Annotated in this window: 18 protein-coding genes; 16 read left to right on the top strand and 2 right to left on the bottom strand. The window is 50.9% G+C overall.

All coding sequences use genetic code 11. The annotated features are described in order from the left end of the window. Positions 1–8: 8 nt before the first annotated feature. Genes leuB through TREAZ_RS13880 form a run of 6 tightly spaced genes read left to right on the top strand, consistent with a single transcriptional unit; the run spans position 9 to position 7,082 of the window. Positions 9–1,160 carry a 3-isopropylmalate dehydrogenase gene (leuB, locus tag TREAZ_RS13905; RefSeq protein ID WP_015712521.1) on the top strand — a complete coding sequence of 384 codons (1,152 nt, stop codon included), beginning with the start codon at positions 9–11 and terminating at the stop codon, positions 1,158–1,160. A 1-nt stretch (position 1,161) separates the two neighbouring features. After that, positions 1,162–2,820 (top strand): dihydroxy-acid dehydratase, encoded by a 1,659-nt coding sequence (gene ilvD / locus TREAZ_RS13900; protein ID WP_015712520.1) that lies wholly within the window; start codon positions 1,162–1,164, stop codon positions 2,818–2,820. Position 2,821: 1 nt separating this feature from the next. Then, the gene (gene ilvB / locus TREAZ_RS13895; RefSeq protein ID WP_015712519.1) at positions 2,822–4,573 is read left to right on the top strand and encodes a biosynthetic-type acetolactate synthase large subunit; all 1,752 of its coding nucleotides are present in this window, start codon (positions 2,822–2,824) and stop codon (positions 4,571–4,573) included. A gap of 21 nt (positions 4,574–4,594) precedes the next feature. Continuing rightward, a complete protein-coding gene (locus tag TREAZ_RS13890) occupies positions 4,595–5,626 on the top strand; it encodes a zinc-binding alcohol dehydrogenase family protein (RefSeq protein WP_015712518.1) in 1,032 nt (343 codons plus the stop codon). Further along, positions 5,623–6,408 carry an HAD-IIB family hydrolase gene (locus TREAZ_RS13885; protein WP_015712517.1) on the top strand — a complete coding sequence of 262 codons (786 nt, stop codon included), beginning with the start codon at positions 5,623–5,625 and terminating at the stop codon, positions 6,406–6,408. The genes TREAZ_RS13890 and TREAZ_RS13885 overlap by 4 nt, the downstream gene beginning before the upstream one ends. Continuing rightward, positions 6,408–7,082, top strand: a complete 675-nt coding sequence (locus tag TREAZ_RS13880) for an RluA family pseudouridine synthase (RefSeq protein WP_015712516.1) — start codon at positions 6,408–6,410, stop codon at positions 7,080–7,082. Before TREAZ_RS13885 ends, TREAZ_RS13880 begins: the two co-directional genes overlap by 1 nt. Here TREAZ_RS13880 and TREAZ_RS13875 read toward each other — a convergent pair. Then, positions 7,079–8,812 (bottom strand): AMP-binding protein, encoded by a 1,734-nt coding sequence (locus tag TREAZ_RS13875; RefSeq protein WP_015712515.1) that lies wholly within the window; start codon positions 8,810–8,812, stop codon positions 7,079–7,081. The genes TREAZ_RS13880 and TREAZ_RS13875 overlap by 4 nt on opposite strands. Before the next feature lie 230 nt (positions 8,813–9,042). On the opposite strand from TREAZ_RS13875, the gene TREAZ_RS13870 reads away from it, so the two are divergent. From TREAZ_RS13870 to TREAZ_RS13840, 7 genes are all read left to right on the top strand, one after another. Next, the gene (locus TREAZ_RS13870) at positions 9,043–9,456 is read left to right on the top strand and encodes a VanZ family protein (protein ID WP_015712513.1); all 414 of its coding nucleotides are present in this window, start codon (positions 9,043–9,045) and stop codon (positions 9,454–9,456) included. Continuing rightward, positions 9,453–10,328, top strand: coding sequence for a glucose-1-phosphate thymidylyltransferase RfbA (rfbA, locus tag TREAZ_RS13865; RefSeq protein ID WP_015712512.1), 876 nt, complete (start codon positions 9,453–9,455; stop codon positions 10,326–10,328). Before TREAZ_RS13870 ends, rfbA begins: the two co-directional genes overlap by 4 nt. Continuing rightward, entirely contained in the window at positions 10,328–10,864 is a 537-nt protein-coding gene (rfbC, locus tag TREAZ_RS13860; RefSeq protein WP_015712511.1) for a dTDP-4-dehydrorhamnose 3,5-epimerase, read from the top strand. Before rfbA ends, rfbC begins: the two co-directional genes overlap by 1 nt. Before the next feature lie 12 nt (positions 10,865–10,876). Further along, positions 10,877–11,752 carry a dTDP-4-dehydrorhamnose reductase gene (gene rfbD / locus TREAZ_RS13855; protein ID WP_015712510.1) on the top strand — a complete coding sequence of 292 codons (876 nt, stop codon included), beginning with the start codon at positions 10,877–10,879 and terminating at the stop codon, positions 11,750–11,752. After that, positions 11,707–12,825: a dTDP-glucose 4,6-dehydratase gene (rfbB, locus tag TREAZ_RS13850; protein ID WP_015712509.1), complete on the top strand. Its 1,119-nt coding sequence runs from the start codon at positions 11,707–11,709 to the stop codon at positions 12,823–12,825. Before rfbD ends, rfbB begins: the two co-directional genes overlap by 46 nt. Positions 12,826–13,088: 263 nt before the next feature. Further along, the gene (gene abiEi / locus TREAZ_RS13845; RefSeq protein ID WP_015712508.1) at positions 13,089–13,631 is read left to right on the top strand and encodes a type IV toxin-antitoxin system AbiEi family antitoxin; all 543 of its coding nucleotides are present in this window, start codon (positions 13,089–13,091) and stop codon (positions 13,629–13,631) included. Then, entirely contained in the window at positions 13,628–14,473 is an 846-nt protein-coding gene (locus TREAZ_RS13840; protein WP_015712507.1) for a nucleotidyl transferase AbiEii/AbiGii toxin family protein, read from the top strand. The genes abiEi and TREAZ_RS13840 overlap by 4 nt, the downstream gene beginning before the upstream one ends. Before the next feature lies 1 nt (position 14,474). Here the strand turns inward: TREAZ_RS13840 and TREAZ_RS13835 are convergent, their stop codons facing one another. Next, the gene (locus TREAZ_RS13835) at positions 14,475–15,710 is read right to left on the bottom strand and encodes an ATP-binding protein (RefSeq protein WP_015712506.1); all 1,236 of its coding nucleotides are present in this window, start codon (positions 15,708–15,710) and stop codon (positions 14,475–14,477) included. Positions 15,711–16,068: 358 nt separating this feature from the next. On the opposite strand from TREAZ_RS13835, the gene TREAZ_RS13830 reads away from it, so the two are divergent. The 3 genes from TREAZ_RS13830 (at position 16,069) to TREAZ_RS13825 (ending at position 17,925) form a co-directional block, all read left to right on the top strand. Then, complete coding sequence (locus TREAZ_RS13830) at positions 16,069–16,749, top strand: nucleotidyl transferase AbiEii/AbiGii toxin family protein (RefSeq protein WP_015712505.1); 681 nt, start codon at positions 16,069–16,071, stop codon at positions 16,747–16,749. 90 nt (positions 16,750–16,839) lie between these two features. After that, positions 16,840–17,055 (top strand): hypothetical protein, encoded by a 216-nt coding sequence (locus TREAZ_RS18315; RefSeq protein ID WP_174269490.1) that lies wholly within the window; start codon positions 16,840–16,842, stop codon positions 17,053–17,055. Positions 17,056–17,265: 210 nt separating this feature from the next. Next, the gene (locus tag TREAZ_RS13825; RefSeq protein ID WP_015712503.1) at positions 17,266–17,925 is read left to right on the top strand and encodes a DUF5018 domain-containing protein; all 660 of its coding nucleotides are present in this window, start codon (positions 17,266–17,268) and stop codon (positions 17,923–17,925) included. The last annotated feature ends 6 nt before the right edge of the window (positions 17,926–17,931 follow it).

Here is a 17,931-nt window from a genome sequence, read left to right as displayed (position 1 = left end):
AAAAGATGATGAGCTATCAAGTAGCGTTAGTACCAGGTGACGGCATTGGCCCCGAGGTGATGGTGCATGCCACGGAGATCCTTGATGCAATTGGGGACAAATACGATCATGTTTTTAACTATGTGGAACTTGAAGCCGGGGGCAAAGCCATTGATTCCACAGGCGAACCTCTGCCCGCAGATACCCTGGAAGCGGCGCAGCAATGCGATGCCCTGCTTCTGGCTGCGGTAGGCGGCCCCAAGTGGGATACACTTCCCGGACATCTCCGCCCCGAGCGAGCCTTGCTGGGCTTACGAGCGGGCCTTGGGGTGTTTGCAAATCTGCGTCCTGCGGCATTGCTGCCCCAGCTTAGGCAAGCCTGCCCCATCAAGGACGAGGTATTGGCCGCAAGCAATCCCGAGGGCAAGGCCAGCTTCGATCTGCTCATAGTAAGGGAGCTAACCGGGGGCCTCTATTTCGGAAAGCGGGGCAGAATTGACGAAGCTTCCGGCGGTCACAGTCCTGGGGCCGCCTTTGACACCGAAACTTATTCCTGGACAGAAATTGAGCGGGTTCTCAGGGCCGGCTACGACGCAGCAAAAGTGCGCCGCCATAAGCTTTGCATTGTTGACAAGGCCAATGTGCTTGAATCCTCGAGGTACTGGCGCGAGGTGGCTGCGGTGGTTTCCAAAGATTACCCGGATATCGAAACCAGCTATCTCTATGTGGACAATGCCGCCATGCAGCTCATAAGGGCGCCGGGCCAGTTCGACGTGATTGTTACTTCCAATCTTTTTGGGGACATACTCTCCGACGAAGCCTCGGTGCTCACGGGATCTATCGGCATGCTGCCTTCAGCCAGCCTTGGCAGCCCCGCAGATCCTCTTGCAAAAAACGGCAGGCCCATGGGCATGTACGAACCCATTCACGGTTCAGCTCCCGACATTGCAGACCAGGATATTGCGAACCCTCTGGCAATGATACTTTCAGCGGCAATGATGCTGAGATATTCCTTCGGCCTTGAAAAGGAGGCCAAAGACATTGAAAGGGCTGTCAACAAGGTTTTAGACGACGGCCTTCGAACCAAAGATATTGTAAACCGCAGTTCAGGCGGAGCAAATGAAAAAGTTGTAGGCACCAAAGAAATGGGAGCCGCTGTACGTAAAGCACTGGAGGAATAAAATGCGCAGTGATTCTGTTAACAAGGGCATAGCCCGCGCCCCCCACCGGTCTCTCTTTAAAGCCCTGGGCTTTATTGACGAGGAATTCAACAAGCCCCTCATCGGCATAGCAACAGCCAAAAGCGAAATTGTACCGGGGCATCTGCATCTGGACACAATCGCCAAAGCTGCCGCCGACGGGGTACGCATGGCAGGGGGCGTCCCTATGATCTTCCCGGTAATCGGGGTATGCGACGGAATCGCCATGGGCCACGAAGGCATGCGTTACTCACTTCCCACGAGGGAACTCATTGCCGATTCTATCGAATGCATGGTTACAGCTCATCGTTTTGACGCCGTGATTTTCATTCCCAACTGCGACAAGATAGTGCCCGGTATGATCATGGCGGCAGCCAGGCTCAACCTGCCTTCTGTCTTTATTTCCGGCGGACCCATGCTGGCAGGCCGCAAAGATGGAAAGCCCCTCACCCTTACTACCATGTTCGAAGCGGTCGGAGCTGTTGGGGCCGGAAAAATGAGCGAAGCTGAACTCAGTGATCTGGAAGACATTGCCTGTCCGGGCTGCGGTTCATGTTCGGGCATGTTTACTGCCAATTCCATGAATTGTGTTACCGAAGCCCTTGGCCTTGCCCTTCCCGGCAATGGTACTATTCCTGCGGTTATGGCTGAACGCTTAAGGCTTGCCAAAAAGACAGGCATGCTGGCCCTTGAAGTTCTCCGCAAGGACATACGCCCCAAAGCCATTCTTACCGAGGGGGCTTTTATGAACGCCCTTGCCCTGGACATGGCCCTGGGCTGTTCCACAAATACCGCCCTTCATCTTCCTGCCATAGCCAACGAAGTTGATTTCAAATTGGATCTGGAGCTCCTCAATAAAGTGAGTGCCGTTACTCCCAATCTCTGCCGTCTTGCCCCTGCGGGCACAGCAGCCATTGAAGATCTCCACGCTGCAGGAGGAATTCCCGCAGTGCTTAAAGAGCTTGCAAAGAAATCCCTGATTGACTTAAAGGCCCAGACAGTCTACGGCAACATTGGGGACGTGATACGTACTGCGGTGAATAGAAATACTGATATTATCCGCCCCATAGAAAACCCCTGGTCCAATACAGGGGGCATTGCATGTCTCAGGGGAAATCTTGCGCCCGACGGCTGCGTGGTTAAGCGCAGCGCTGTTGCTCCCAATATGCTCAAGCACGAAGGCCCTGCAAGGGTTTTTGATTCTGAGGAAACGGCTTTTAATGCCACAATGGGAAATAAAATCAAGGCCGGGGATGTAGTAGTAATACGTTACGAAGGCCCCAAGGGCGGACCCGGAATGCAGGAGATGCTGGGCCCTACTGCCGCTCTGGCAGGCATGGGCATGGACGACAAAGTAGCCCTCATCACGGATGGCCGGTTTTCAGGGGCTACCAAGGGGGCTTGCATAGGCCATGTATCTCCCGAAGCTGCTGAAGGGGGCGTTATTGGCCTTCTCAAGGAGGGGGATATTATCTCGATAGATATAGACGCCCGCAGTATTAGTGTTAAATTGAGCGAGGAAGAAATAGCGGCCCGCAGGCAGGGTTGGAAGCCCTTGCCCCCAAAGGTGACCTCGGGGTATCTGGCCCGTTACGCCAGACAAGTGAGCTCTGCCGCAAGCGGAGCCGTTTTTAGGAGTTAATATGCAGTATTCAGGATCTCGCATCTTGATAGAAGGACTGATAGAGCAGGGTGTGGATACCGTTTTCGGTTATCCCGGCGGCGCTGTTTTGTTTATTTATGATGAACTCTACAAACAGAGGGATAGGATCAGGCATATACTGGTGAGCCACGAACAGCACGCTGCCCACGCCGCCGATGGCTATGCCCGATCCACCGGGAAGGTTGGCGTGTGCATTGCTACCTCAGGCCCCGGTGCCACTAACCTTATCACCGGCATTGCTACCGCCGGCATGGATTCTGTCCCCCTTGTTGCCATCACCGGGAACGTATCCACTGGCCTTTTGGGCAAGGACAGTTTTCAGGAAGTTGACATCGCGGGTATTTCCATGCCTGTGGTGAAGCATAACTGGATTGTCAAAAAGGTTGACGAACTTGCAGAAGTGATCCGCGAGGCCTTTATCGTGGCCCAGTCAGGGCGGCCCGGGCCTGTGCTTATCGATATTCCCAAAGACATCAGCGCCCTCACCGCCGAATGGACGCCGGGGAAAAAATCGGATAGGAAAAAGAAGGCCGGCCCGGACGATGTGTTTTCTGCCAGGGCAAAACGCCTTGCCCTGCGCAATGAAAGGCTCACCTACACCGATGAAGATATTGAAAACGCAGCAAAAATGCTAAAAGAAGCCAAGCGGCCTGTGCTTTATGCAGGCGGCGGCGTGATTATTGCTGGTGCTGGTGATGAACTTACACAGCTGGCCGAGCGGCTCAATGCGCCTGTAGCCCTGAGCCTTATGGGTATAGGGGCCATCCCCGGGGATCACAAACTCTGCACAGGACTTATCGGCATGCATGGAACGGTGGCGTCAAACAAGGCGGTTCAAAAAGCCGACCTTCTTGTTGCTATAGGCGCCCGCTTCTCCGACAGGGTTACAAGCCGTGCGGATATGTTTGCCAAGACAGCAAAAATACTGCACCTTGACATTGATGCTGCAGAGATCAACAAGAATATTGATACTACAGCCTCGGTGGTGGGGGATGTGAAAGAAACCTTGATAAAAATCCTTGATAAACTTCCGTCCAAAGTTGCAACTGAATGGAATGGCGAGATTGAAAAGTGGAAGACCCATATGCCTACCACGTATACCGCTGCTGCCCAGTCTGACGGAATAAGGAAGACCGCTCTCCATCCCCGCTTTGTTATTGAAGAAACTGCAAAGAAACTTGGGCATGACACTATTGCTGTTACCGATGTGGGGCAGCACCAAATTTGGGCGGCCCAATTCTTTCCCGCCCGCAAACCCCGGTCTTTTCTCAGCTCCGGCGGGCTTGGCACCATGGGCTTTGGCATGGGAGCTGCCGAGGGCGCCAAGGTTGCAAACCCCAAAAGGCCGGTGGTACTTTTTACAGGCGACGGCTGTTTCAGAATGAACTGCGCCGAAATGGGAACCCTCAAAACCTATAGCATTCCGGTACTGATTGTGGTATTCGACAATAGCACCTTGGGAATGGTGAGGCAGTGGCAAAATTTTTTCTACGAGGGGCGTTATTCAGAAACAGATCTTCCGGGCCACCCTGATTTTGTAAAACTCGCCGATGCCTACGGCCTTTCTGCTTACCGCGCAACGGACAGGGATTCCTTCCTCAAAGTCCTGGATGCAGCCTCTGCGGATATTGCCGCTGGCAAGGCAGCCCTCATCGACGCTAAAATAGACAAGGACGAAAAGGTCTTCCCCATGGTACCAACGGGAAGGCCCATAGATGAGCAGATCCTGTGATGGAAATGAAAGGAAGGAAAAATGAAAGCATTGGTCATGGCCAAGCCCGGCGAATTCAACATTGAAGATCGCTCCAGGCCGGAACCAAAAAATGACGAGCTATTGCTTAAAGTACTGCAAGTCGGGGTTTGCGGTACCGATCTCCATGCCTACGAGGGAACCCAGCCTTTCTTTACCTATCCAAGGGTTGTAGGCCACGAGCTTGCAGTGCAAATTGCGGGGATTCCTGATTCCGCAAAAAAAGAAGCGGGGAGCCTTAGGGAAGGGGACATCGTTTCCATTATTCCTTATCTCAACTGCGGAAGCTGCATAGCCTGCCGTGCCGGCAAAACCAATTGCTGTACCAGCCTCAAGGTTTTGGGTGTGCATATAGACGGGGGCATGCAGGAATACCTGACAGTTCCTGCCCGTTATGCAATACCGGCAGGAAAAGTGAACCCCCAGGATATATCCCTGGTGGAATGTTTTTCTATAGGTTTCCACGGGGTGCGCAGGGCCAATCCGCGTCCAGGGGAAGCAGCCCTTGTGGTAGGTGCAGGCCCTATAGGCATAGGGGTAATCCACGGCCTTAAGGAACGGGGCTGCAAAGTTATCGTGCTGGACATCAACGATAAGCGCCTTGCCTATGCCAGGGAGATAGCAGGCGCCGATTATGCCATCAATTCGCTTAACACTGATGCTGAAAAAACAATTGCCGATATTGCAGGCGGGGAAAACCCTCCCCTGGTAATGGACGCCACCGGGAATGCAGCCCAGATGATGAAAGCCTTTGGCTATGCCAGTGCCGGAGGTACTATAGTTTTCGTGGGCCTTGTACGGGCCGATATTGTTTTTAGCGATCCTGTATTGCATGCCAAGGAAATAACCTTAATGGCAAGCAGAAACGCCGGGAAAGAAGATTTTGCCAATGTTATCGCAGCCATCGAAAGCGGCAGGGTTAACACAAAAGGTTTTGTTACCCATACCGCTTCGATGGAAGAGGCCCCGGACAATTTCCCCAAATGGATTAAGCCCGAGACTGGCTGCATTAAAGCTGTGGTTAAGATAAAATGAAATTGATTTCAGAAATTACCCGGGAAGAAGCCGAAGGGATAAAATATATACTCATGGATATAGACGATACCCTCACCAGGGAGGGGAAGCTGCTTGCCTCATCCTATGCTGCCTTATGGAAGCTTAAGGAAGCAGGCTTAAAAGTGATACCCGTTACAGGCAGGCCCGCAGGGTGGTGCGATCTCATTGCCCGCGAATGGCCTGCGGACGGCGTAGTGGGAGAAAACGGCGCCCTGGCTTTTTGGGAGGAGTCAAAAACCCTTAAAACTGAATTTTACCCCGATGCTGTCAGAAATGATCATCCTGTGCTTGCAAAAATAAAGGCAAGGGCCTTGGCCGAATTCCCGGATCTCAGGGTGGCAAAGGATCAATTCGCCCGGCTCTTCGATTTGGCATTGGACTTTGCTGAAGAAGAGCCCATCCTGCCCCTGAGCGCTGCAGAAAGGATAAAGGCCATAGCTATCGAAGAAGGGGCAATGGCGAAAGTGTCGTCAATCCATGTGAATATCTGGATGGGAAAATACGACAAACTGAGTATGGCGGAACGTTTCCTTTCCAGCCGTTTCGGCTGGATCAGCGGTTCAGGAGATCGCGAGGTGGTCTTTGCAGGCGACTCCCCCAACGACGAGCCCATGTTTGCCCGCTTCCCCCTGGCATGCGGCGTTGCCAATGTACGCCGTTACGGCGCGCTCATCAAAAACCTCCCCACGTATATTGCATCCAAAGAATGCGGCGATGGTTTCGCGGAAATCGCAGAAACTATTTTGGCCAAACGCAAATAATGGAACCTTCCCGCCGCCTGCCCCATGGTCTCATGCTCGTCTACGAAGACAGGGATCTTCTCGTAGTTGATAAACCCGCAGGCTTGCTCTCCATTGCTTCCGGCGGAGAAACGCAGAAAACCGCTTACTGGATATTGGCCGAATACCTTCGCAAAAAAGGCGAGAAGCGCCGTCCCGCCGTGGTGCATCGCCTTGACCGTGAAACTTCCGGCGTGATGATCTTCGCCAAGTCGGAACAGGCAAAGAAAAAAATGATGGAGCACTGGAACGAAACGGTTGCCGAGCGCCGCTACATTGCCCTTGCCGAAGGCAGCCTTGCAGGCGAGGGTGGAAAAACCGAGGGCGTCATTAATGCTCCTCTGGGCGAGGACAGGGGAGGCCGGGTGATTGTGCAGGAAGGCGGCAAGCCTGCCATTACCAAATGGAAAATCCTTAAAGCGGGCAAAAGTTATACTCTCTTATCCCTTGAACTTGAAACCGGGCGGCGCAACCAGATCCGCGCCCACTTAAGCTGGCTTGGCCATCCTGTGGCGGGGGATAAAAAATATGCCGCCCGGACAGATCCCTTAAAACGCCTCTGCCTCCATGCGGAGAAGATCGCCTTTCATCATCCTAAGGACGGGAAGATTATGGAATTTGCGAGCCCTGCACCGGAAGGATTTGGGAAGCTTTAGGGATTCTCATAATTTTTGTACAAAAACCTGCGTATCTTCTGCTGGGCGTTCATTTCAAAGGGTTCCTTGCGCAGGGTAAAGTCTGTTATCTTCTTGTAGCCCACCAGAGTGCGATTCACCTTTTCGATTTCTTTCTTTACCAGTTCCCTGATAAAGGCCTCGTCGTTTTCTTTGCCCGGATAATCATGGGCAAGGTTTTCGTAGCTGGGGACTACTACGGCGAAGATCTGCTCGCCGCCGTATTCTTTTTCTTTGCGGCCCACAACGAGTATCTGGGCGGTGATTTTGGAATCCGCGAAGTGGGTTTCAATTTCTTCGGGGTAGATGTTCTTGCCGCCGGAACTGACGATGAGGTTTTTCTGTCTGCCGTTGATATAAATAAAGCCCTTGTCATCCCGGTAGCCCAAGTCGCCGGTCTTGAGCCAGCCGTCGCTGGTGATGACTTCGGCGGTGGCCTCGGGGTTGTCGTAGTAGCCCAGCATGATCGAGGAGGAACGGGCGGCGATTTCGCCGGTCCCTTCCTTGTCGGGATCGAGGATCTTCACTTCAGTGTGTTTTACCGGGAGGCCCACGGAGACATTGTTTTTGTGCCAGGGGGTGTTCACGCTGATGAGGGGGCTGTTTTCGCTCATGCCATAGCCATGGACCATGTTGAAGCCGAAGGAATCGAAGAAGTCCGCAGTTTTGGGGCTTAGGGGGCCGCCGCCTGCAACCATTATCCTGATGGACGAGAGCCGGGCCTTCTTCCTTATAAACCTGAAAAAATTCTGGCCGAAATTGAAGTTTCCCCGCTTTGCCTGGGCCAGAGAAATTGCCCTGAAAATGTTGAGTATGCCCTGCACAATGCCGGGCAGGGCCTTGTAGCCCTTTTCGATGGCCGCCATCACCTTGTCGTAGAGCAGGGGGACTGCGATGAGGAAGGTGCCGCCCGCGTCGTGTATGTCGTCTATCACAACGGAGCCCACGAGCTTTTCTACAATAATAGTGCCTGCCCCGGCCGTGAGGGGGGCAATGAAAGAACAGGTGGTGGGGTAGGTATGGTGCAGGGGGAGCACATTGATGAATATATCCTGGGGGCAGGCCCTGAGCGAAAGTATGGCGGAGCTTGCGTTGGAAATGATGCCTTTGTGACAGAGGGTTACGCCTTTTGCGAAACCTGTGGTCCCGGAAGTGAAGACTATGGAAACAGGGTCTTTTTCTGCAATGTCCGAAGAGGAGGGCAGGGCTTGTTCGCCCGCGGAAGCCCCAAAGGACGAAAAAATGTCGTTCCCTTCCCGGGCCATGCTTACCAGGGTCTTGATGGAGATGTCCCTCGAAGGAAGACCGTCGATAAAGCTTTGCTTTTTGGCAGCGTAAAAAAAGGCTTTTGCCCTGGTGATTTTGAGGATGTTGGCACATTCGTTTTCGGAAGCCAAAAAGTCTATGGGAACTATGACGAGACCCGCAATGGCCGCACCGAGCCAGACCGCCATCCATTCGGGGCGGTTTTCCGCCCAAAGGGCAACCCTGTCGCCCTTGGCAAGCCCTTCCGCCAGGAGGCCCCTGGCGATTCTGCGGCTTTCGCTCGCGAGCCTGGTAAAGGACCAGGTGGTGAATTCTTTCTGCCCGCCGAAACGGTAATAGATGGCGATTTTTTCCCCGTACTTTGAGGCAATTCCGTCAAGCCATGCGGAAAAATTAGGATAGGGGAAATCGGGCCAATCTGCTACATAATCTTTAAAATCCAGCATCTATGCAATATATCCGAATTTCCGGGTTTTGTCGAGCTTTATTGTAGAGAATAGTGATTGCTTATCAAGTGTTACCCTTGTTCCCAATATTGTATTAAATTTGTAATTATAATAGAATAATTAATGCCTTAGGGCAGATTCTGCCAGCCTGTTTCGGCGGCGGCAGGTTCTTTTATCTCTTTGAATGGGTTCAGTCCCCAATTTCCGGGTTTTCCGGAAAAGGGATTAGTTTGCCCAAAAATAACAGAAAAACCATGATGAACCAAAACAAGCTTTTCTCTATCCTTTTAAAACTCCCTGCGCCTCTTGTCATCCTTGCCATCTGGTTTCTATCGTCCCAAAGCACCCTGCCCCAGATAAAGGGTGTTTTCGGCATAGACAAAATCCAGCATATGCTGGCCTTTGCGGTCCTGGCTGCTGCCGGCGCCCTCTGGTTCCCCCTGGAGCTTTGCCGCCGCCGGGGCATCTTCATTATGCTTGCAATAGCTTCCATTGCTTCGATTTATGGGGGCATCGATGAATACCACCAGTCCTTTGTCCCCGGCCGCGACAGCAGCGTATGGGACTGGCTGGCCGACACCCTGGGCGCCCTGATCGGGGCAGGGGCGGCGATGTGGACAGCACGGAATCTGAAAACCGCATGAAAGGCATTATACTCGCCGGGGGATCAGGCACAAGGCTCTACCCCATAACCAGGGCGGTTTCCAAGCAGATACTCCCCCTTTATGACAAGCCCATGATCTACTACCCCCTGTCGGTGCTCATGCTGGCGGGGATTCGGGAAGTGCTCATTATTTCCACCCCCCGGGATCTGCCCCTCTTTGAAGAGCTTTTTGGCGATGGCAAATGGCTGGGGATGAATTTTGAATACAAGGCTCAGGAAAGCCCCCGCGGGCTGGCTGACGCTTTTATCGTGGGGGCAGATTTTATAGGCGGCGGCTCCTGCGCCCTGGTGCTGGGGGACAATGTGTTCTATGGCAGGGGCTTTAGCCAGACTTTGCGGAATACGGAACAAAAGATAGAAAGCCAGGGGGGCGGATCGATCTTTGGCTATTATGTAAAAGATCCTGCCGCCTACGGAGTGGTGGAATTTGACGGCCAGGGCAAGGCCCTTTCTATAGAAGAAAAACCTGCCCAGCCAAAATCCCATTACGCAGTGCCGGGCCTTTATTTTTATGACAGCAATGTAGTGAACATTGCAAAAAATATTAAGCCTTCAGCCAGGGGCGAGATCGAAATTACCGCAGTGAACAATGCCTACCTTGAACAAGGCCGCCTCTCGGTGGAGATCCTGGGGCGGGGCATGGCATGGCTGGATACCGGTACCTACGATGGCCTTCTGGAAGCAGGCAACTTTATCGCGACTGTCCAGAAACGCCAGGGTATGTATGTTTCGTGCATTGAAGAAATAGCCTATGCCAATAAATGGATAAGCCGGGACGATCTTCTGCATTTGGCCGCTCCCTATAAAACCGAGTACGGCGTCTACTTGAAGTATATCGCGGAGAACATGTAGTGCCCTTCGCGTTCAGCCCCTGCCCCATCGATGGCCTGTACGAAATTCAGCCCAAAGTATTCAGCGACAGCAGGGGTTATTTTTTCGAAGCCTGGTCCGAAAAAGATTTTGCAGCCGCAGGGATTGCGGAAAAATTCGTCCAGGACAACCAATCGCGTTCCGTAAAAGGGGTGCTCCGGGGCCTGCACTTCCAAAAAACCCATCCCCAGGGGAAGCTGGTCCGCGCGATAGAAGGCGAAGTATTCGATGTTGCTGTAGACATGCGCCCTGCATCCCCAAGCCGGGGCAAGTGGCACGGCGTAATCCTGAGCGGCGAAAGGCAGAACCAATTCTACATAGCCCCCGGCTTTGCCCACGGCTTCCTGGTCTTAAGCGATACTGCGGTCTTTGCCTATAAATGCACCGATTTTTATCACCCCGAAGACGAGGACGGCATTATCTGGAACGATGCGGCTATCAACGTTGCCTGGCCCCGACTTGGGGTAGAGTACCAGCTTTCTGAAAAAGACAGGAAGCTTCCTGCCTGGAAGGGCTGAGGAAAGGGGATAATGGTCTGGCTTATCGGAAATAAAGGCATGCTTGGCGCCGAGATCTCCCTGGTACTGGCGCAGCGGGGATTGGCCTGTATCGGGACAGACCGGGAAGTGGATATCACCGACCCCGATGCGCTTGCCGCGTTCGTTGGCAAGCAGGCTGCCGCAGGGCAGACTATTGACTGGATTATCAATTGCGCAGCCTATACGGCAGTGGATAAAGCCGAAGACGATCTTGACGCCTGCCGACGCCTTAATGCCATCGGCCCTGCCAATATTGCCGAAGCATCCCATAATATCGGCGCCAGGGTGCTTCACTTTTCCACCGACTATGTGTTTGACGGAAGGGGCGAGCGCCCTTACAAAGAGGATGATCCCACAGACCCGATTGGGGTGTACGGGATCACCAAACGGGACGGGGAAGAAAAGCTTCTTAGCAACAACGAAGCATCCTATATAATCCGTACCGCATGGCTTTACGGCAGGCACGGCAATAACTTTGTCCATACCATGCTCCGTTTGATGAACGAAAAGGACAGCGTTTCTGTGGTGAATGATCAGCGGGGCAGCCCCACCTGGGCATACGACTTAGCAAGCACAGCGGTGGATATAATCGGCAAAACGCTGCCCTATGGCATCTATCATTACACCAATGAAGGCAGCATTACCTGGTTCGATTTTGCACAGGAGATTTACGGACAGGGCAGGAAGCTGGGGCTTATACGCAAGGACTGCGAAGTAAAACCCTGCGCCAGCGCCGAATTCCCGGCCAAAGTGACCCGACCTGCCTATTCGGTGCTGGACAAGGGCAAGATAAAGGCCGCCCTGGGCATTGAGATACCGGAATGGCAAACCAGCCTGGAGAGGTACTTAAAATCGGGCGCACCTTAAAGAACATCCTTGTCACAGGCGGCATGGGCTTTATCGGGTGCAATTTTATCCGCACCCTCCTGGAAAAGACCCCCGAATTTTCCGGCCGTATCGTCAACCTGGATGTCCTGACCTATGCAGGCAACCCCGCGAGCCTTGCGGATATCGAATCGCGCTTTGGGCCGGGCTCCGGCAGTGTCCGCTATGTTTTTGAGCATGGCGATATCTGCGACCGCTCCTTTGTGGAATCGGTTTTCAAAAAGTACGATATAGACACAGTGGCGCACTTTGCCGCCGAGAGCCATGTGGATCGTTCGATCCTGGGCCCCGAGGCTTTTGTCAAAACCAACGTGATGGGCACTTTTACCCTGCTGGACATAGCCCGCAATTTTTGGCAAGCCCGGAAGGACACGCTGTTCCACCATATCAGCACCGACGAGGTTTACGGGTCCCTGGGCGAAACCGGGTATTTCACCGAGACCACCCCCTACGACCCCCGGTCGCCCTATTCGGCCAGCAAGGCTTCGAGCGATCATCTGGCAATGGCCTATCACCATACCTACGGGCTGCCCGTCACCCTTTCCAACTGTTCCAACAATTATGGCCCTTACCAGTTCCCCGAGAAACTTATCCCCCTGATGATCCTCAATATGCTGGACGGGAAGCCCCTGCCGGTTTACGGCGACGGAAAGAACATCCGGGACTGGGTGTATGTGGAGGACCACAACCGCGCAGTCTGGGCCATCATGCAGAAAGGCCGCGCCGGCGAAAAGTACAATATAGGCGGCGAAAACGAGTGGGAGAACATCAAGCTCCTCGATGCGCTGATCGATATAACCGCCGACAAATCCGGCCTCGACAAAAACAAGATCCGGGGAACCATCAATTACGTAAAAGACCGCCCCGGCCACGACCGCCGCTACGCCATCGACTGTTCCAAAATCAAAGCCGAACTCGGCTGGAAGCAAGCCGCCACTTTTGGCCAGGGCCTTGAGCGTACCGTGGACTGGTATCTTGCAAACAACGGATGGATCAAGGGCATTTTAAGCGGCGGCTACAAGAACTGGGTGAAGCAGAACTACGAGGGGCGGTAGAGTATTCCAATAGCACCAAAATAAGGGGGCCTGTTTTCCAGGCATGCCCGGGGTATAGCCGCATCCATCGCCCGGCCCCCCTGCGCTCCGTAGTCCTCGCTCAGCCCTTCGGGCTTCGCTGTGGTCTACTGCGCTACCCCCAAGAAAGGGATTGATTGAGCGTGTCAGTTCAACAAGAAGCGGCTTTTGGAAGGTAATTCAGTAACCAATCTGGTAAGCGGTTGACAAAACATAACAGTATTTGATATGTTTTGTATACCAGTATGCAGGCTATACAAAAATTAAGGAAAACCCTGGAAACCCTGGCGGACGGGGAGCATTATCTTTTTTCGGTGAGCGATTTTTATCCCTTGTTTCCGGGCATGAGCGAGGAAGCTCTCCGGGTACTATTGGGGAGGGCGGTAAAGGCAGAGCTTCTCCAGCGGATTTGCCGGGGAATGTATGTTTACCCCAAGGCAGGGCATCCCAGGGGCTTTGAACTATACCATGCCGCTTCCCGGCTGCGGGAAGATACCTTCTGCTATTTGAGCCTGGAAAGCGTCCTGAGCGAAGCGGGGATAATTTCGCAAATACCCTTGGGCTGGATTACCCTGATGACCGGCGGCCGATCCGGTATTATTCACTGTGGAAAGCAGGGATCTATAGAGTTTATTCATACGAAAAAGTCATTTGACGGTGTAAGTTCCCGTCTTTTTTATGACCCCCGGTACCGGTTGTGGCGGGCGTCGGCAGATCTGGCCCTGGAAGATATGAGGGCGGCGAAGCGATCCCTGGACCTCGTCGATTGGGGAGCTGTTTCTGAATGAACCTGTTTGAAAAAACCATAGAGGCAGCTCTGGAAGCTGACGCTTCCTATATTGCCCTGCGTCCGGTAGTAGAAAAGGAGATTCTTCACCACGATATACTGCGGGAGATGAACAAGGCCGGATACCTTAAGGGATTAACCTTTATGGGCGGCACCTGCCTGCGGAGCTGTTATGGATCGGAACGCTTAAGCGAAGACCTGGATTTTTCAGGTGGCTTTGGATTTAAAAAGCAGGACTTGACAGGGCTTGGGCTTCTTATAAAAGAAGCATTGCAAAAAAAATATGATTTACCGGTCTCGGTTTCTGAGCCGGAAAAGGAGACCGGAAATACCGATACCTGGAAAATCAAAATAATTACCCGGCCCGAACGTCCTGACTTTCCGGCCCAAAGAATCAATATTGATATATGCATGCTTCCCAGTCATGAGCCCAAACCGGCAATGCTCAGGAATCACTATCAGATTGATTCGGGAACTTCAGGCATGATTTTGTATGCCGAAAGCCTCCCTGAAATATTGGCAGATAAAATAATCGCCCTTGCCTTAAGACTGAACAGGATAAAGAACCGTGATTTATGGGATATTTTCTGGCTATCCAGCCGGAATATTTTGCTGTCCGGGGATTTGCTCGAAAAAAAACTTGCCGACCGAAAAATATCGGTTCCGGTATTTTTGTTGAAATATAACCAGCGTTTGGAAGAAATAAAAGACGGGCAGCAAGCCTTTTTAACCGAGATGCGCCGTTTTCTTGCCCCTCAGGCGTTTACCAAAGAATTAACCGGCGCGTTCTGGTGGGAACACCTTTTGTCGTTATTGCGGGAATTGGCATTGGAAGGGCGGTAGGTCAGATATACACCCCCTGCCCAGAAGTTAAAAAATCTACGATGTTGATATGCTTAATGCCGTTTCGGCTCATATCGAATTCGTCCAGGGAAAGCACATATTTTGGGAAATTGTCCGTGACCCTGGCATAGACGGAAAATTCCCGTTCAATTGTTTCCGGAGAGGCCAGCAGGTACGCAACCTGAATGTAGACCGTTTCGTTGTTTTTGCGGGCGATAAAATCAATTTCGTTAAGGCCGGCTTTTCCTACGGTAACGTTGTAATCGTTTCGCAAAAGCTCAAGATAAACGATATTTTCCAGTACCTGGCTAATATCGTTCCGGTTGTTTCCGTAAATCGCTTCCCGCAGGCCATGGTCGGTTATGTATATCTTTTCGGCTGCTTTTAACAGCTGTTTCCCCGATATGCTTTCCTGCTTAACAGGGAGCAGGAGACAGGCAGTTTTGCAGTGATCAATGTAGTTGTGGATTGTTTCCCAGGATAGGTTCCTTTTATCGCGCTTCAGATAATTTTGAATAGAAACGGTGGAAAACATATTGCCAATATTGGAAAACAAAAAAAGGATAATGCGTTTTAGCAGTTCAACATCGCGGATGTTGTAGCGGGCTGTGATGTCCTTTAACAGTATTGAATCTGCAATGTCGCGCAGATACTGCCTGATGGAAAAATCATCGAAATTCAACTGATAGATAAAGGGCATACCGCCATAAACAAGGTAATGGGCAAAAGCTTCCTTTGGGGCAAGGTTTTTTCCATAGAGCTTGAATGCGGAGACGGCTTCTTTAAAACTAAAGGGATAAACAGTGAACATGACATATCTGCCGCCGAGGTATGTCGCGTATTCAGGCGAGAGCATCTGCGAATTGGAGCCAGACACATATATATCGGCGTTCAATTCGGTAAAACAGGAATTGACCAGTTTTTCCCAGCCCGGGAGCACCTGTATTTCATCCAGGAAGACATACACCTTCCCTTTTGCCGCCTGAGCTTTTTGCTTAATGATTGCGTACAGGGCCTCCGGGGATTGGCTTGTGTTGTCTTCGAAGGTGTCAAAGTTCATGGCCAGGATATTGGCGTTTTCGACTCCATTGACCAGTAATTCCTGCTGAATAAGCCTGAGCATCACGGATTTGCCGCATCTGCGTATCCCGGAGAGTATTTTGACGATGTTTTTTCCGATGAAAGGCCGAATTTTTTTGATGAAATCATCCCGGCTAATGCAAAAAGTATTGTCCATAAAACAATTATACTCGATATATCGAGTTTGTCAAGCTGCTTATGTGTAATTACTCGATATGTCGAGTAATTACACATAAAAAGACTTCTGTAAACTGTGCAGTTAACCCATGAAGAAAAAATAAAGCTGATGCGTTCTCTCAATTGGGATTATCAGGTTTCCCCGGAGGATATGCTTGCGGTGGTTGCAGGGGAAAAAGAAAAAGTTGGCCCCTTTGATCAGGATTTCCTGTTTCTTCGCTGCCTTCAAAGAACCAGCTGGCATATTATTGTTGCATTATGGGGGGTAGACAGGATAAAGAAACTGTATACCCCGGATTTGGCCAAGCGCATTTGGCCTCAAAGCATAAGGTGGCGTTATGATTTCGCAATCGCAGTATTACGAAGAGAACCTGTATCCGTTACAGGATGGAGTGCTGAACACTGTAAGGAACTGCGGAACACGATTTTTCCTTACGGGTGGTACGGCTCTCAGCAGAGCCTACTATAAGCATCGATATTCGGATGATCTTGATTTTTTTGTAAATAATGATGATGAATATGATGAGCAATATAAGCTTATTCTTGGCAGACTCGCTGAGAATGGTTTCTTCTGGGATACTGAGACAGGTTTTTTAAAAGACAAAGCATTTGCTACCCTTAAGGTACGATGGAAAAAATCGGATGCTGAATTAAAACTTGATTTTGTTAATGATACAGTCCCTCACTTTGGGAATATAATTGAGATGGATCTTTTTGACAGGATCGATTCCGTTCGTAATATGCTATCCAATAAGTTGGGTGCCCTTTTCCGTTTCGCCGCTAAAGATATAGCAGATATACGTGAAATTGCACTGCATGAATCAGTCAATTGGATTGAAATAATTCGCGAAGCCAGGGAAAAAGTAGGCGGTCTTGAAATACCGGTTATTTGTGATATTCTTAAAGGCATGCCCGAAAGCGAATTTGAGCAAGTTAATTGGATTAGCAAACCTTCCTGGCAGACATTTTGCGCTGATATAGATCGGGTTGTATATGAGATGATGAGCGGCGGGGAATAATGATTAATCTCCCATTTTCAAGCTATCTTTTTTTGGGATATCGATCCCGCAGACCTGGATATGGAAAGTATGCTCCGTATATTGTTGAGCGTGTATTGGACAATGGGCAGATTAAGGGACATTGCCCTTAAGATACGGAGTATGCCCCCCAAGGCCCTGTCCTTTATAAGCACAGTGACCTATACCCCCGAAAAGCGGGGAATTATCGGTTCAGTTTCTGAATTAAGAGAGCTAAAGGAGCTGCGGAATGAAATAGTCCATGAATATGAAACCGAAGATATTTCCAAGTTTTTTCATTGGTTTTGAATGCAGCGCCCCGCCTTTTTTTAGTTACACAAAACGTTCTTGCGTATTGTGCAAGGTACGCTGAATAGCAAAATAGCACTTCACTGGTACAGGGGATAGCATGCCATTTGAGTTATCTGATAGACGCGTGGCTGATTTCCGGTAACGGTAGTAACAGGATCGCGGCAAAGCAGGAATCGGCACTGTTTGTGAACAATTTACGGAGGTAATATGAACCATTCCATTAAATTAACAATTGCATTAGCGGTTGTTTGCATTGTCTTTAGCCTGTTAGGATGCACAGATCCGGTGAATCCCAAAAGTAATGAAAAAGCAATGACTGCTTTTAAAATCGGTGAAAATGATGGGGTCATAAATGATGTGGACAAAACCGTAGGGGTGATAGTTTCATACGGAATAGACGCGGCTCATTTAACGCCTATTGTGTCAATTTCTGCCGGGGCTTCGCTCCTGCCCTTATCGGGAACCGAACAAAACTTTACCAATCCCGTTGAGTATACGTTAACCGCAGAAGATGGAACGACACAAAACTATACCGTCACGGTTATTGTTAAAGGACAGGCTGGCATAACCATAACAGGCCCCCAGGATCAGGATATTCTTGTTACAGGGTTTGTTGGGACAAAGCCGGTATTGTCCAGAAGCGGAAAGGATTCTATACCCAAAGACCTGACCTTGTTTGTCGATGATGCAAATTATACGATTGTTGAGTGGTATATCAACGGAATAAAGAAAAATGCCAATCCTGCCAATAGTATAACAATACGGTCGGCGGAGTATCCTCTTAAGGAAGATCATACCATAACTGTTGTGGTGTACCGGGGAATAGTTCCTTATTCAAAGCTGTTTACCTTTGAAGTTCAGGAATAGGGAGCT

The organism is Leadbettera azotonutricia ZAS-9 (assembly GCF_000214355.1).
In the GTDB taxonomy this organism is placed as follows: domain Bacteria; phylum Spirochaetota; class Spirochaetia; order Treponematales; family Breznakiellaceae; genus Leadbettera; species Leadbettera azotonutricia.
The sequence above is the reverse complement of the archived record's forward strand: the minus strand, read 5'-3'. Positions and strand labels throughout refer to the sequence as shown.